This is a genomic window from Pedobacter panaciterrae (genome assembly GCF_013204795.1).
Taxonomy (GTDB): Bacteria; Bacteroidota; Bacteroidia; order Sphingobacteriales; family Sphingobacteriaceae; genus Pedobacter; species Pedobacter panaciterrae.
The window spans coordinates 24,027-38,866 of sequence record NZ_JABMKW010000017.1 but is presented as its reverse complement, the minus strand read 5'-3'; the positions used below and the strand labels follow the sequence as shown (position 1 = coordinate 38,866).

Genomic DNA, 14,840 nt, shown 5'->3' with positions numbered 1-14,840 from the left:
TTATGTCAAAGTTTTTGTTCGTTGTGCCACCTTTTTTTGGTCATATAAGCCCAACGTTAAGTGTAGGAGCCAGTCTTATCGCTAAAGGTCATGAGGTGAAATGGCTTGGTGTTATACCGCTTTCGGATTCTCATATTCCTGAGGGTGGTGAGTACATCTATCCGCATGATGATTTGGTTGAACATCAGGAAGAACTTCAAAAAATATTAAAGAGACAGGATGATGGCCCGGCTTGTTCTGGACCTGAGGTAATGAAACTGGCACTTGAAGAAACTTACGTTCCTATTGCCCGCATTATGATGAAAGGCCTGGGTAGGTATGTTGATGAATGGAAGCCAGATGTAATTATTAACGATTGCATCACTTTTGCGGGGGCATTATGTGCTTACATTAAAGGAATTCCTTGTGTTACGACTACACCGGTGCCACCGGATGTGATGGGAGATACGGCGAACAGCGCACCTAAAATATTTGAATGGCAGGAAAACCTGATTAAAGGATTACAGCGGGAATTTGGTGTGTATGGTGAAGAGATTATAATTCACTCACATAAAATGAACATCGTTTTTACTTCTGAAGAGTTTGCCGGAGCTCAGGACTCCATGCCTCATATGAAATTTGTTGGGCCTGTTAAAGGTCGGCCAAATCATGCTGACTTTGATTGGGAGAGGTTAGAAAAAACAACTACTCCTAAAGTATTTGTTTCGTTAGGAACTTTGCTGGTTGACATAAGAAAAGAGTTTTTTGGTAAGTTGATCGAAGCTTTTGCAGATGCCCCGGTAACTATAGTGGCAGCCACCAATCCAGATATTTTTGAGCAATGGCCTGATAATTTTATTGTTAATGGTTTTGTACCACAGGCTGAGCTGATGCCAAAAATGGATGCTGTGATTTGTCATGGTGGTTTTAATACCGTTAACGATACCTTCATTAATGGATTGCCAATGTTGATCACTCCAATTGCCTATGATCATTTTCATACCGCTAAACTTATCGAAAATGCCGGTTGTGGGATCAAGATCCGCTATAAGCGGTTACGCATCGAGGATATGAAGAGGGCAGTATTTGAGTTGCTTGAAAATCCGGTATACAGAAACGCCTCTTTGAGAATTAAAGAAACATTTATTGCTGCCGGTGGAAATGATAAAGCAGTACAGTTATTAGAAGAATTTGTATGAAAAGAAAGCTTCTATTTGCCGAAAGAATGCTTCATGGAAATGGGGAAGCGCCCTTTAATGCCGTGATCCCTATAAAGTTAAAAGGGAGTTTTGAAATAGAGAACTTGCGCTATGCATTGCGGAGGCTTCAGGAAAAACACCCATTTTTGAATGCTTTTGTAATGGATGACCAGAAATCGAGGCCCTGGTTTGTGGTTAGTGAAAAAATTGAACTTCAAATTCCTTTAAGGATTGTAGCCCGGACTACTGATGACGACTGGAAAACAGAGTCAATGAATGAGTGGTCGACCTTGTTTGATACCAGATCAGGGCCTTTAATGAGGCTGGTGTGGATAAAAGGTGAGGAGTTTTCTGAATTTATAATGGTTATCCATCATTGCCTTTGTGACGGGGGCTCGGCTATGGCAATTTTGGCTGAACTTTTACTATTACTAGATGATGGCTCAATAGAGATAGGTAAGGAAGATCCGATTTTAAGGATTGAAGATATTATACCGGTTTCAGTTCTTAATAACAAGAAGAAGATCATTAAAGCCAAATTAATTGGAGGTGTAGCAATCCTGTTTTTATGGCTGATTCCCGTTAAAAAGAAATTGATTGAAAGAAAGCGTGATTATATGATTCACTGGAAGCTTGAAAAGGAATTAAGCGACCGGTTAATCCATAAGTGTAAAACGGAAGGAGTTACGGTTAATACAGCACTATGTGTGGCAGTATTAAATGCATTTAAGGAAGTTCGAAAAGAAAACTTTCATAACAAAATCTCACTCCCTGTTGATATTCGCAGGTTTGCCCCAAAAATTAAGAGAGATAACATTTTTGCGTTTGGTTTGATGCTGGTGGTTTCTGCAGATAAAGACCTCGGCTTTTTTGCTGACGCTAAAAGAATGCAGGAAGATATTGACAAGAAAACCACAAAGTTAGATCCGTATGAAACGATTATGATGATGGAAGAGTCGCATTCATCATTAAATAACTTTACTAATTTTCTAAAGTATGGCAAGTCCAGTAACGATTGCATGTTTTCTAATCTGGGCAGAGTAGATATTCCTTATCTGTATAAAAATTTTGCTGTGGAAACCATTTTTAGCCCCTCTGTAATAGGTCCGTTGGGGAATACGACAACACTTGTAACCTCAACCTATCTTGGGCAAATGGATTTTACATTTATTGCCAGCGAAGGGTTTATCCCGTATAATGAAGCGCAGGCTATTAAAGAAAAAATGATGGAAATACTTAATGAGCTATGAGAAGACGGCTGATCATGGGAGAAAGAATCATGTATGTGGATGCTTCTACTCCTTTAAATTGTGTATTTGCAATTACTATTCGAGGGAGTTTTACGCTTGAAAGATTACGTAATGCATTACATAAAGTGCAGCAAAAACATCCTTTATTGCGAGCAAGTATAAAGGAAGATGCTGCGGGGGTTCCTTATTTTGTTTCGAGTAATAAGCTTTCTGAAATTCCGGTTAGAATTGGGGAAAGGGTTAGTGATGACGATTGGAAAGCACAATCTAAAGCTGAATGGAGAAAACTTTTTGATGGAAAGAGTGCGCCATTGGCAAGAGTTGTATGGCTTAAGGATGCCGAAGTTTCGGATCTGATTCTAGTTTGTCCGCATTGTATTTGTGACGGTACTACTTTTGTCGCTTTGATGAGTGAGATATTAGAAGTACTGGATAAACCGGAAAAGGAGCTATCCAGCTACCTGCCATTTAATTCTATGGAAGGATTACTTTCTCAATCATTTAAAGTCAGTAAAGGGAAGGTTTTAAAAGCGAAGTTTTTTTCAGTAGTTGCAAGGTTGTTTTTTCTTTTTAAATCTACAAAAAGTAAAAAGCCTGAGGGGCAGAACTATTTTTTGCATTGGCGACTGGATGCAGAGAAAACGGCAGCACTTGCTATTGAATGTAAAACAGCAGGTGTAAGTGTGTATTCTGCTTTGTGTGTTATTTTATTAAAAGCATTTCAATCTGTTAAAGGGAGTAAGGCTCGTGGTAAGGTAATCTGTCCGGTTGATGTGAGGCGATTTATCAGCGAAATAAAAGGGGATACCATGTTTGCTTTTGCACCCATTGCCGAACTATCGGTTGATGATAAGCTTACCGGTTTTTGGGAAAAAGCAAAGAAAGTAAAGGAAGACCTGAATACAAAAATTGCTGCTATGAATGTTCATGAACTATTGATCATGAGTGAATATTTCCATGGCTCGGTAAAGAAGATGGTGAAGTATTTATTGACCACTGAAGGTAGTCATGATGTAACTTTTTCAAATATGGGCAGACTGGGAATTCCTGAAAACTACGATTCCTTTGAAGTGGAAGCTATATATAGTCCATCGGTCGGTTTCCCATGGCGAAATCCCAATACCATGGTTGTAAGTACTTTTAAAGGAGAAATGGATTTCACATTTTGCTCAAATGATGCTTTTTTACCTGAAAGTGAGGCAATAGCAATTAAAAATAAAGCGCTGGAACTATTACAGCAAGAGTTGATGGTAAGTTATGCTTAAAGATTTAAAAAGTGATGGCATGGTATTGAAAAGGCTTGTTCTGCGGAACCTGCCGCTTTACTTTATTCCCAACGTTATCGCTAACACTATTATCCCGTATTTTAGCTTTAAAAATCTCAATGCGGTTCACTTATTTGAAGGTGAGTATTGTATTGCGCGGTTTCTGCTACCTATGGCATTGTTGCTTCCATTTATAATCACTTTCGATATTTTAAAAAAAACAATAGCACTTTCTGAAGAGGGTAAAGCAGGATTTGTGCTGCCTGATAATTTTACTAAGAATAAATTTATGTTTAAAATGGCAGGTATTAACGGCGTAACTACCTCATCTGTTATTTTGTTTTGTATGTTGGCGGTCCAACTTAGTATCCCTAAAGATTATAGTTTTAATGGGAAATTGCTTTCTATTCTTTTGGGTGCCCTGGCCGGTACATTGTCGATAGTTTTTACTCTCTGGCCCATTAAAAAAATTAAAGAGTTAAAAAGTGCTTAATTTCTGGTCTGATAGCAACTACCTGGCGGTTAACAATCATTCTTTGTCAGAAATAAATTAAAAGCTGTATTTTTGCAAGAAAAAAGCAATTGGGAACTTTACTGGATCAAGGAATAAAAGGATATAGAAATTACGGAACACACCTCAAAGAGAAATACAATGGGCAACGTGTGTTTAAAGTAATAGTTGATGGTGGATTTACTTGTCCTAACCGCGATGGGAGTAAAGGTTATGGAGGATGTACCTACTGTAATGTAGACTCTTTTACCCCTGAGCTTTCCAGAAAGCTGCCAACCATACGCGAACAATTAGAGCAGGGTATGGAAAGAGGTAAGGGTTTTTATAAAGCCGATAAGTTTATTGTTTATTTCCAGCCTAATACGAATACTTATGCTCCTGTACATTATTTAAAAATGATGTACGATGAAGCACTATCTATAAATACAGAAGATGTTGTAGGCTTTTCTGTGGGTACCCGCCCTGATTGTATTGATGCAGAAAAGGTTGCTTTACTTGAAAGCTATGCTGATCGATTTGATGTGGATTTGGAAATGGGCATGGAGTCTATATACGACGAAACGCTTAATCAGATCAATAGAGGATGTAGTCATGGCGAGTTTGTTGAGGCCGTTAAATTACTTGAAAACAGTAAGCTTGACCTTTGTGTACATACTATTTTTGGCTTCCCTTGGGAAACAGAAGAAATGATGCTGGGTTACATCCATGAGATTAACCGGTTCCCTCAAATCAAATTTGTAAAATTCCATCACCTTCACATAGTAGAAGGATCAATTATGGGAGTAAAATATAAAAAGGAACCCTTTAAGCTGTTCTCGCTAGAAGAATATACCGATCTGCTTTGTAAATTAATTCCGTTATTGAGGCCCGATATTGTTATTCAAAGATTATTTGGGATATCAGATTGGGATTTGTTAATAGCACCTAACTGGGGGTTAAATAAATCTGCAATTCAAACATATATTGATAAGGAAATTGAACGCAGAGGTGTAGTGCAAGGATCAGAATACTTAGCTAAATAGATTACCAGACATTTTATGAATAACTTTATTACTTTGAAACTTAAGATCACCTTAGTTTTGTTTCTTTGTGTGCTTACAACATTCGCACAGCAAGAAAAGGCAGGTTATGCTATTATACCACAACCTGTGAAACTCATTCCTGCTGCAGGTAATTTTGAGTGGACAACTGCTACAAAACTGCTGTTGGCTGAAAACTCGGAAAGTCTGGCACCAGCCTTAACTGAATTAAAGGCTACTTTTGCGTTGCTTAAACAAGGAAAGACAGCCGCAAATACAGTTACTTTAGGTCTTGATCCTTCCATTGCAAATGAAGGTTATACATTATCAGTTGAAAAAAATGCAATTGTAATTAAAGCTGCCACAATACAAGGTGCCTTTTGGGCTGTAACCAGCCTGAAACAGTTGATGGGAACTGCGATATTACGCCGCAAGCAGGTTTTACAAAAATCATTGCTGAGCGCAATCGCTATTCCTTGCGTAAAAATTGAAGATGCACCACGTTTCTCATGGAGAGGTATTCATTTGGATGTTTCCCGTCATTTCTTTGATCTTGCTTATCTGCAAACAATGATAGATAGAATGTCTTACTATAAATTCAATAAGTTTCATTTGCATTTAACAGATGATCAGGGTTGGAGAATCGAAATCAAAAAATACCCTGAGCTAACATCAAAAGGCGCGTGGCGAGAGATGAATGGCCAGGACTCGAGTTGTATTGCACTTGCTAAAACAAATCCTGATTATGCTATTCCTGAAAAACATTTCAAAATGATTGATGGTAAGAAGATGTACGGAGGCTTTTATACTCAAGATGAAATGCGTGGGCTAATTGCTTATGCGGATTCGAAAGGAATAGAGATTATACCTGAAATTGATATGCCGGGACATATGATGGCTGCAACAAACCTTATGCCCTGGCTAACTTCTCATGGCAAAGGCGGACAGGCAAAGGACTTCTCTGAGCCATTGTGCCCATGTAAAGAAACAACTTTTGAATTTGCCGAAAATGTATTTACTGAGATTGCTGCATTATTTCCAAGCAAATATATCCATCTGGGTGCCGATGAAGTTGAAAAAAGCAGCTGGAAAAATGTGCCTGAATGTGAAGCGCTAATGAAGAAGGAAGGACTTAAAAGTGTGGATGAGCTGCAAAGCTATTTTGTGCGGAGAATGGAGCGGTTTTTTAACAGTAAAGGTAAAAAGCTAATCGGTTGGGACGAAATTCTGGATGGAGGTGTATCGCCAACAGCTACAATGATGTATTGGAGAACATGGGTACCTACAGCACCTAAACACGCTGCGGAAAAAGGGAATGATGTGATTATGACTCCTGGTGAGTTTTGTTATTTTGATGCTCAGCAAGATGGAGGTTCATTAAAAAAGGTATATTCTTTTGATCCATATAAATTTAACATCTCAGAAAGCGAGAAGAAATTTGTAATTGGAGTACAAGCCAATATATGGACGGAATATATTCCTTCTGAGAGAAGATTGGAATATATGGTGTTTCCAAGAATGTTGGCTATGGCGGAGGTAGCATGGTTTAAAGGGGGTGTAGACTGGAATAATTTTGAAAATCGTGTACAGAAGCACTTTTCATTGCTGGATGCTATGAATATAAATTATCGGCTTCCGGACCTGGATGGATTTACTACCCAGAGTGTATTTGTTGACAAGGGCACATTACATATAAATAAACCACTTGCAGGTTTAACAATAAGGTACACTACTGATGGTACCTTGCCTACTTTGCAGTCGAAAATTTTTAATGGAGATTTGACCATAACTAAGCCGGTGGAATTTAAAGTGGCAGGTTTTAGACCAAATGGTAACAGAGGGGATATTTATACCATTAATTATGTACATCAGGATTATATGAAGCCTGTACAGTTATCATCACCAGCAAAGGGATTAAAGTTTTCATATTATCCGCGCTTTTATAAGACTGTAAACGCTATAGACGAAAAAGATCTTACCAACGAAGGCATTAGCGCTGCAATTGAAATTCCTGTGGCAAAAACTGCGGAAAGTTTTGCTACCCGTCATAAAGGTTACTTTTATGCAGAAGAAACGGGTATTTATTCGTTCGCATTGCGCTCAGATGATGGAAGTGTGTTGAAATTAGGTGATAAAGTATTTATTGATAGCGATGGTATGCACACATCTATTGAAAAATCTGCTGAAATAGCTCTTGAGAAAGGGTACCACCCATTTGAACTTATGTTTTTGGAAGGTGGCGGAGGTTACACATTAAAACTACAATATAAAACACCTTCTGGTAAGCTTAAGGATGTTGATGCATCTGTTTTCTTTCATTAGGGTGTAGTTTCTTATCCGGAGGTTGTTTCTAAATCTCCGGATAATCTTTAAATAGCTCTTTTTTTGGGTAATCTGCCTGAAAAATCTCATTGGCAATCCATAAATGATGTAATGCCAAAATTTGTTCCCCTTAAAACCATTGCTGGGCCAGGGATTCTGTCTTTTTCTTTTTGAAATTTATAATTTCCGCTTGAAAATAAGCCGATATACGCCTATTGTTTGTCTGAAAGTGTACTAAATTGCGGGAAATCCCTTTTTTTATTCCGTTTTATCCTGTTTTTTGCTTTTTTCTTTGCAAATCTTGTTTTTTGCTAATTTTTATGTTTTTGTTAAAAAATAAAGGTGTTTTTGTGTTGAATGTGAGAAATATTTAAAAATTTGATAGTGATTTTATTAAATTTTAATGTTTTTGGCTATAATTTTTGAATATTTTAATGTTTTGTGTTGTTTTTGTTTGATTAAAAATATGAATAATTGAAAATTTTGTCTAGTTTTATCAAAAAATCAGATAAAGTATAATTATAAACTAGTAAAATCTAACATTTATGGCAAAAGTTTTATTTAAACAGTGGGGTCCATTTGCAGTTTTATTGATAATTGCAATTTTGGCTCTTTTTATTCCCTTACTTCCTAACTTTGACGAGGGAAAATACAGTGCGCCTGATATTGCATTTGTATTAATTGCTTCAGCTCTTGTATTTTTGATGACTCCAGGACTCGCATTTTTCTATGGCGGTATGGTTCATCGTAAAAATGTTCTCTCTACCATGATTAAAAGTGTGGTGGCTGCAGGTGTAATTACCGTGCTTTGGATTGTTGTAGGCTTTAGCCTTGCTTTTGGAGAAACAATTGGTGGATTTATAGGTAATCCAACCACATTCTTGTTCTTCCAGGGTGTAAATTCTGGTCCGGCATGGGGAACTATTCCACTTTCATTGTTTGCGGTATTCCAATTGATGTTTGCTATCATTACTCCTGGCTTAGTTGTTGGAGCGGTTGCAGAACGTATTCGTTTTACCTCTTACATTTTGTTTATTGTATTGTTTGCCCTATTTGTTTATTCTCCTTTAGCACACTGGACCTGGTCTCCTGATGGATTCCTTTTAAAAATGGGTGTACTTGATTTTGCAGGTGGTACTGTTGTACACATCTCTGCTGGTATGGCTGCCCTGGCTGGTGCTTTGGTTCTAAAACGCAGGAAATCTCATATTGAGCATCAGGAAGTTCCACCAGCTAATATCCCTTACGTACTAATTGGTACTGGCTTACTTTGGTTCGGTTGGTTCGGCTTTAATGCAGGTTCTGCTTTGGGTGCTAATGCTTTAGCAGTTTCAGCTTTCTTAACTACTAATACTGCTGCTGGTGCTGCTGGTTTAGCCTGGATGTTCTTTGATGTGGCAAGAGGTAAAAAACCTTCTGTTTTAGGCTTCTGTATAGGTGCTGTAGTGGGTTTGGTTGCCATTACTCCAGGTGCAGGTTTCGTAAGCATTCCTTCAAGTATCTTTATTGGTGTAATTGCAGCTGTTATTTCTAATCTTGTTGTTTCATGGAAACAAAAAACCAGTTTAGATGATACATTAGATGTATTCCCTTGCCACGGTGTAGGTGGTATTGTTGGTATGCTATTAACCGGTGTATTTGCTACTAAAACTGTTAACAGCGCTGGTGCAGACGGGTTGTTTTATGGAAATCCAGAGTTCTTCTTTACTCAGCTTAAAGGAGCTGTAATTGTAATCATATTCAGTTTCGTAGTTTCTTTCATCATCTTTAAATTAATCAACGTAGTTCAGCCAATCCGTGTTACTTCAGAAGAAGAAGAAGAAGGATTAGATGCTTCTCAACATAACGAGAAATATTCTCAAGGTACTTTGATTGTTGCTTCAACAGGGGCAGAAATAGAAAATACATTTTAACCAACCACAAACTATCTGAATTATCAACCTCAAACCGAAAATTATGAAATTAAAATCAATACTAACTATAGCATTACTATCTATTGTTTCGGCTACCTACGCTCAGGAAGCCGCTGAAGCTCCATTGCAAATTTCGGGTTCAGTTGATACATATTTTAAATATGATTTTGCGAAAGCTCCAAATATTAAAACCTATTTTGCTTCAGAGCAAAACTCGGTTTCTATTGGGATGATCGATTTGGCTTTAAAGAAAACTACTGGTAAAGCTTCATTTGTTGGAGAATTATCTTTTGGACCAAGAGGACAATATCAATCTATTCCAAATGGACCTGATGATAACTCTTTCCATATCCAGAATTTGTACGTTAACTATGCATTTACTGATAAATTTAGCATGACTGCAGGTTATATGGGTACGTTTATCGGTTATGAGGTGATATCGCCGGTGGCTAACTTTAACTATTCTACTTCCTACCTTTTTGGTGCCGGCCCTTTTCAAAATGCGGGTATCAAAGGAACTTATGCCTTTTCAGAAAAAGCCAGTTTAATGGTTGGTTTGTTCAATGACTGGAATGTTTATCAGGACCTTAATGGAGTATCTCATATAGGTGCTCAGTTAATGGTGGCTCCTGTTGAAGGCTGGTCTGCTTACCTGAACTTCTTGTCTGGTTATTCGGCTGGTGCCGGAGGTACGGGAACTATTTTTGATTTAACAACAGCTTATCAGGTAACTGATAAATTCAAGTTAGGCTTAAATGCTGCTGATTATTCTGTTTCTAATGATAATGGTGGTTATACAGGTGTTGCATTGTATCCGCAATATGCATTTACTCCTGCCGTTTCATTGGGTTTAAGAGGCGAGTATTTTAATTACAAGGGTATAGGTGAGCTACCTGATGCAAGTATAGCAGCCATTACTTTATCTGGTAATATTAAAGCAGGTGGATTAACTTTTATTCCTGAAGTACGTTTCGATAGCGATAAAGATTATTCTCAGGAATTTGTGAAAAAGAGCGGTGCTCTGTCTAAATCAGCCTCGCAATTCTCTCTGGCTGCTGTTTACGCATTCTAGGGATTTGTACAAAATATTTTTTAATTTTAAGCCGCCAGAATATTACTTCTGGCGGTTTTTTATTCTCTTTTCTAAGCTTTAAATCAATTATTTACCGATGAAAAAAATAATGTTTGTTCTATCCTTATTCGTATTTAGTCTCAGTGCATTCTCTCAAACAAATGTATTACCCATGGATGAGCGCGGGAAGTATACTTTTTTAGAGGTTGCAGAACTTCCGCTTGTTAAAAAAGAAGTGATGTCTGCAAATGCTAAGCGCTTTTTCAAAGGCTACTCAAAAGCTATTAAACTGAATTCTTCAGAAGGAGATACTGCTTTTTATGGAAAAGGGAAAATGGTTTTAAATAAAAGCCTTGTAGGAGTAGGTCATCCAACAGGTGAGGCTAAATATAACATCTCATTGGAACTGCGTAATGGTAAATATCGATTAATACTTACCGACTTTATGTTTACTCCTTATGAGCGGGACCGTTATGGTAATTTCGTTCCGGTGGCTGTTAGTACAGCGCTTGAGAAATCCCCAGGCAAATTAAATAATGCTGAATGGGAAAAGAATGTAGCATCTATTGCCCGAGAATCCAAAAAAATTGCGGATAAGCTAAAAGCTACTATGAGTAATACCATTAAAGACCCACAGCCCGAAACAAAGAAGCCTGCTACCGTTTCCACAACAAAGTGGTAATAGGCTATTAGTTTTAAAAGATATGCCCTTATTTAATGCACCATCTTATCAGCACAGGTTGAGCTGGCAAAAGCTTCGGGTTTTGCTTTGAAAATAAAGCCCATGCTGAGGATATAGCCCATGGCTTCATTTAAAGCCTTGTTTGATTTAAACATTGGGTTGGTGTTAATATCGGCATGTACCTCCAGATCTACATCATACAGATCTAAAAGATCGCAAATTGAGTAAGCGGTTTCAATAGACTTTTGAACTTCAATAAGCATTCTTTCCTTTATGCTCATGCGCTGAGGTGTTTTCTCCTGGTGGATATACATAAAACCTCCATGGTGCTCTCTTAACAGGACTATTACAGTCGCAAAATCAGTTAAAGCTCCTTTGACCTGTGAATCTGTACCGATACAAACTTTAAGGTGATAGCCTTTTTCAGTTTCTCTGATGATGGCCTTTTCTACTTCTTCTAAGATGGGTGCGTGGATTACCTCGCCGCTAAATTTTTTCCAGATCATACGCTAATTGGTGTTATCATAAACAACCCGTATTCAGGTTTCCTAAAAATAAGGGGATTAAATTAAAATGAAGTTAATTCTTTATTGTTTAATTGCTAACAATTCGCTAGTTGTCAACACTTTAGTGTGCTGTTTTGTTGTGGGTTATGGTATCTTTAATATACGCTTGGTATACTATTGCAAAAGGAATATTCGTTAAAACAAAACGGCACTAGATAGTATTATATATATAAATGTACCAATAATAAATTAATCAGATTAAATCATTATGAAGACAGAATTGATAAATGAGTTTTATTTGATGCAAAGAAGCAGGGCATCTGTAGATTATAGTGAAATGCTTAACGACAATGTATATACCCCAATTAAGCATGCAAATCGGAAAATGACAACATGGATCTGTGAAAGAGGGCATATGCTTATGAACATGGAGGTTCGGCTAAACAGCTCAATGAAACACTTAAGAAAGAAGTATCTGAAGTTTTAATGCCTTAATTCCGCTATCTTTGCGCCATGATGGTAGAAAAGGTATTGGAAAATTTAAAAATAGCTTCGCTAAATGAAATGCAGCAGGCATCTATTGCCGCATGGAAAAAGGGTGGTGATGTAGTTTTACTTGCTCCAACAGGTTCAGGTAAAACAATTGGTTTTTTATTACCTATTCTAAACAACCTAAAACCCGAAGTTAAGGGTGTTCAGGCCTTAGTGCTTGTTCCTTCCCGGGAACTTGCATTGCAAATTGAAACTGTTTTTAAACAAATGGCTACAGGTTTTAAGGTGAATTGCTGTTATGGCGGTCATCCGGTAAGAACGGAACGAAATAATCTGGAGCAACCTCCTGCAGTACTTATTGGCACCCCAGGTCGGATAGCTTACCACCTCCGTCACGAAAATTTTGATGAATCTACGATAAGTACACTTATACTGGATGAATTCGATAAAGCGCTCGAATTTGGTTTTCAGGAAGACATGTCGTACATTATTCATAAGCTACTTTCTTTAAAGCAACGTTTACTTACTTCGGCTACAGCTATGGAAGAGATTCCTGGTTTTACTGGTGTTAGTAAGCCAACAGAGATTAACTTTTTAAAGGATGTAAAAGTTGTTCCCGATTTAAAGCTTAAAAAAGTACTTACTACAGCCGAAGATAAGTTAGACACCCTATTAAAACTGATTTGCAAAATCGGGAATAAAAATACTTTGATTTTTTGTAACCATAGAGAAACGGTTGACCGTATTAGCGATTTATTGATAGACAAAGATCTGGCACATGATATATTTCATGGTGGAATGGAGCAGGATGAGAGGGAGAGGGCCTTATTGAAGTTCAGAAATGGAAGTATAAAGATCCTTATCACTACTGACCTCGCTTCACGAGGCTTAGATATTCCTGAAGTGCAATGTATCATTCACTATCAGTTGCCATATACAGAAGATGCATTTTTACATCGTAACGGGCGTACAGCCAGAATGAATGCTAAAGGTACTGCATATCTAATTGTTGCTGATGATGAAAAGTATCCATTTTTAAAAGCTGACATAGAAACTGAAAATTTAAAGGGTAATTTTGTATTGCCAGGCGATAGCGAATGGCAAACCTTATACATTGCTGCCGGTAAAAAAGACAAAGTAAATAAAATTGATATCGTTGGCTTGTTACTTAAAAAGGGTGGTTTACAAAAGGAAGATGTGGGATTGATTGAAGTTAAAGATCAGTCTTCATACGTTGCCGTGAAGCGCAATATGATTAACCGAATTCTGAAATCTTTGGCTAATGAGAAGATTAAAGGGAAAAAGGTTAAGATCGAAGTGGCAATGTAATGGAACCAAAAGCATCTAAAGGATTTACTATATAAAACTCAACATATGAGCAATAACGATATTTTTAAAAAGTTGCGTGTAGCACTTGAACTAACTAATGATGATATTATTAAGATCATGGAATTAGTAAACTTTAAGATCACCAAGAGTGAATTGGGCTCGTTCTTTAGAAGTGATGACCACCCAAATTTTAAACCTTGTGGCGATCAGATTCTTCGCAATTTCCTAAATGGGTTGGTTATCTACAAACGTGGACCAAGGCCAGTGAAATAGATAATATTTTTTGCCATCTTCAATTTATTAGCATTCTGCCACTTTTTAAGCAATAAAAAAATGTAAATAAATTTTGCTAAAACGGTTTAAATGTCTTTATTTGAGTTGTAGAATCAAAGCAATTCTATTGTTAACCAAATAGACCTAAATAAATGAATACTAAAACCTCTAAACTTCCCTTTATTGGGGTCGACATAGGTGGCTCTCATATCACAGCAGCACACGTAGATTGCTCAACATATAAAGTTATTGATAGTTCTATGCAACGTTTACGCGTGGCATCAATGGACAGTGCAGAAGTAATTATCCAGTCGTGGGTAGATGCACTTTCTTCACTAATTTTAAAATCTTCTGATGAGACAATAAGAATTGGAATAGCCATGCCCGGACCCTTCGATTATCAGGAAGGTATTTCATTGATGAAAGGTATGCAGAAATATGATTCATTATATGGATTAAATATCCGCACTATTTTATCCGAAAAATTAGGCATTCCAGGTGAGCATATTGTTTTCATAAATGATGCAGAAGCATTTTTAAGAGGTGAACTTGCATCGGGTGCTGCATCAGATTTTGAAAGAGCAATAGGAATAACATTGGGTACAGGACTTGGCTCAACAAGTAATTGCAATGGTCGGGTAACGGATATGAACTTAGCATTTGCTCCTTTTCAAGACAGTATTGCTGAAGAATACATATCAACCCGATGGTTCTTGAAACACTATAAAGAGTTAACCGGAAAGGAAGCGAAAAATGTTGAAGAATTGCTCGCTACGGCAGATGAGTCTGTAACGGAACAACTATTTGAAGAGTTTTCTACAAACCTGGCGGCTTTCTTAAATGATTTTATTGCTGATGAAAATCCACAGGTGTTGGTAATTGGTGGAAATATTGCCAAAACATGGGATCATTTTATTACTAAATTGCAGGAAAAGTTAGTTAATAAAACCGTGGTAATAAAGCAAAGCGAGATGTGGGAAGACGCTGCTCTTGTAGGTGCTGCATGTACCTGGATAAGTAATTAGAAA

The 14,840-nt window shown here is 37.4% G+C and carries 14 protein-coding genes; 13 read left to right on the top strand and 1 reads right to left on the bottom strand.

Annotated elements, in window-relative coordinates:
• The first annotated feature begins 2 nt into the window (after nucleotides 1-2).
• The 9 genes from HQN86_RS26710 to HQN86_RS11415 all read left to right on the top strand — a co-directional run bounded on the left by HQN86_RS26710 (nucleotide 3) and on the right by HQN86_RS11415 (nucleotide 11,212).
• On the top strand, nucleotides 3-1,178 hold the full coding sequence (locus HQN86_RS26710; protein ID WP_216854386.1) for a glycosyltransferase: 1,176 nt from the start codon (nucleotides 3-5) through the stop codon (nucleotides 1,176-1,178).
• Entirely contained in the window at nucleotides 1,175-2,428 is a 1,254-nt protein-coding gene (locus HQN86_RS11450) for a condensation domain-containing protein (RefSeq protein ID WP_172661126.1), read from the top strand. The genes HQN86_RS26710 and HQN86_RS11450 overlap by 4 nt, the downstream gene beginning before the upstream one ends.
• Nucleotides 2,425-3,693, top strand: coding sequence for a condensation domain-containing protein (locus HQN86_RS11445; RefSeq protein WP_172661125.1), 1,269 nt, complete (start codon nucleotides 2,425-2,427; stop codon nucleotides 3,691-3,693). The genes HQN86_RS11450 and HQN86_RS11445 overlap by 4 nt, the downstream gene beginning before the upstream one ends.
• Nucleotides 3,686-4,186 (top strand): hypothetical protein, encoded by a 501-nt coding sequence (locus tag HQN86_RS11440; RefSeq protein WP_172661124.1) that lies wholly within the window; start codon nucleotides 3,686-3,688, stop codon nucleotides 4,184-4,186. The genes HQN86_RS11445 and HQN86_RS11440 overlap by 8 nt, the downstream gene beginning before the upstream one ends.
• 89 nt (nucleotides 4,187-4,275) lie before the next feature.
• A complete protein-coding gene (locus HQN86_RS11435; protein WP_172661123.1) occupies nucleotides 4,276-5,226 on the top strand; it encodes a TIGR01212 family radical SAM protein in 951 nt (316 codons plus the stop codon).
• A gap of 15 nt (nucleotides 5,227-5,241) precedes the next feature.
• Complete coding sequence (locus HQN86_RS11430; protein WP_172661122.1) at nucleotides 5,242-7,545, top strand: family 20 glycosylhydrolase; 2,304 nt, start codon at nucleotides 5,242-5,244, stop codon at nucleotides 7,543-7,545.
• A 545-nt stretch (nucleotides 7,546-8,090) separates the two neighbouring features.
• Nucleotides 8,091-9,458 carry an ammonium transporter gene (locus tag HQN86_RS11425; protein ID WP_172661121.1) on the top strand — a complete coding sequence of 456 codons (1,368 nt, stop codon included), beginning with the start codon at nucleotides 8,091-8,093 and terminating at the stop codon, nucleotides 9,456-9,458.
• A gap of 43 nt (nucleotides 9,459-9,501) precedes the next feature.
• Nucleotides 9,502-10,530, top strand: a complete 1,029-nt coding sequence (locus tag HQN86_RS11420; protein WP_172661120.1) for a porin — start codon at nucleotides 9,502-9,504, stop codon at nucleotides 10,528-10,530.
• A 97-nt stretch (nucleotides 10,531-10,627) separates the two neighbouring features.
• On the top strand, nucleotides 10,628-11,212 hold the full coding sequence (locus tag HQN86_RS11415; RefSeq protein ID WP_172661119.1) for a hypothetical protein: 585 nt from the start codon (nucleotides 10,628-10,630) through the stop codon (nucleotides 11,210-11,212).
• Between the two features lie 32 nt (nucleotides 11,213-11,244).
• Here HQN86_RS11415 and HQN86_RS11410 read toward each other — a convergent pair whose 3' ends face one another.
• Nucleotides 11,245-11,718, bottom strand: coding sequence for a ribonuclease H-like YkuK family protein (locus HQN86_RS11410; protein ID WP_099436931.1), 474 nt, complete (start codon nucleotides 11,716-11,718; stop codon nucleotides 11,245-11,247).
• A 268-nt stretch (nucleotides 11,719-11,986) separates the two neighbouring features.
• On the opposite strand from HQN86_RS11410, the gene HQN86_RS11405 reads away from it, so the two are divergent.
• The 4 genes from HQN86_RS11405 to HQN86_RS11390 all read left to right on the top strand — a co-directional run bounded on the left by HQN86_RS11405 (nucleotide 11,987) and on the right by HQN86_RS11390 (nucleotide 14,837).
• Nucleotides 11,987-12,205, top strand: a complete 219-nt coding sequence (locus HQN86_RS11405; RefSeq protein WP_172661118.1) for a hypothetical protein — start codon at nucleotides 11,987-11,989, stop codon at nucleotides 12,203-12,205.
• A 26-nt stretch (nucleotides 12,206-12,231) separates the two neighbouring features.
• Entirely contained in the window at nucleotides 12,232-13,539 is a 1,308-nt protein-coding gene (locus HQN86_RS11400) for a DEAD/DEAH box helicase (protein ID WP_172661117.1), read from the top strand.
• A gap of 45 nt (nucleotides 13,540-13,584) precedes the next feature.
• Complete coding sequence (locus tag HQN86_RS11395; RefSeq protein WP_048907167.1) at nucleotides 13,585-13,812, top strand: DUF1456 family protein; 228 nt, start codon at nucleotides 13,585-13,587, stop codon at nucleotides 13,810-13,812.
• A 152-nt stretch (nucleotides 13,813-13,964) separates the two neighbouring features.
• Nucleotides 13,965-14,837 carry an ROK family protein gene (locus HQN86_RS11390; protein ID WP_172661116.1) on the top strand — a complete coding sequence of 291 codons (873 nt, stop codon included), beginning with the start codon at nucleotides 13,965-13,967 and terminating at the stop codon, nucleotides 14,835-14,837.
• The last annotated feature ends 3 nt before the right edge of the window (nucleotides 14,838-14,840 follow it).

Excerpts from the sequence above, each read along its gene's own strand:
- HQN86_RS11420 (WP_172661120.1), top strand. The coding sequence starts at position 9,502 with ATGAAATTAAAATCAATACTAACTATAGCATTACTATCTATTGTTTCG.
- HQN86_RS26710 (WP_216854386.1), top strand. The coding sequence starts at position 3 with ATGTCAAAGTTTTTGTTCGTTGTGCCACCTTTTTTTGGTCATATAAGC.
- HQN86_RS11450 (WP_172661126.1), top strand. The coding sequence starts at position 1,175 with ATGAAAAGAAAGCTTCTATTTGCCGAAAGAATGCTTCATGGAAATGGG.
- HQN86_RS11445 (WP_172661125.1), top strand. The coding sequence starts at position 2,425 with ATGAGAAGACGGCTGATCATGGGAGAAAGAATCATGTATGTGGATGCT.
- HQN86_RS11430 (WP_172661122.1), top strand. The coding sequence starts at position 5,242 with ATGAATAACTTTATTACTTTGAAACTTAAGATCACCTTAGTTTTGTTT.
- HQN86_RS11425 (WP_172661121.1), top strand. The coding sequence starts at position 8,091 with ATGGCAAAAGTTTTATTTAAACAGTGGGGTCCATTTGCAGTTTTATTG.
- HQN86_RS11405 (WP_172661118.1), top strand. The coding sequence starts at position 11,987 with ATGAAGACAGAATTGATAAATGAGTTTTATTTGATGCAAAGAAGCAGG.
- HQN86_RS11410 (WP_099436931.1), bottom strand. The coding sequence starts at position 11,718 with ATGATCTGGAAAAAATTTAGCGGCGAGGTAATCCACGCACCCATCTTA.
- HQN86_RS11415 (WP_172661119.1), top strand. The coding sequence starts at position 10,628 with ATGAAAAAAATAATGTTTGTTCTATCCTTATTCGTATTTAGTCTCAGT.
- HQN86_RS11395 (WP_048907167.1), top strand. The coding sequence starts at position 13,585 with ATGAGCAATAACGATATTTTTAAAAAGTTGCGTGTAGCACTTGAACTA.
- HQN86_RS11390 (WP_172661116.1), top strand. The coding sequence starts at position 13,965 with ATGAATACTAAAACCTCTAAACTTCCCTTTATTGGGGTCGACATAGGT.
- HQN86_RS11400 (WP_172661117.1), top strand. The coding sequence starts at position 12,232 with ATGATGGTAGAAAAGGTATTGGAAAATTTAAAAATAGCTTCGCTAAAT.
- HQN86_RS11440 (WP_172661124.1), top strand. The coding sequence starts at position 3,686 with ATGCTTAAAGATTTAAAAAGTGATGGCATGGTATTGAAAAGGCTTGTT.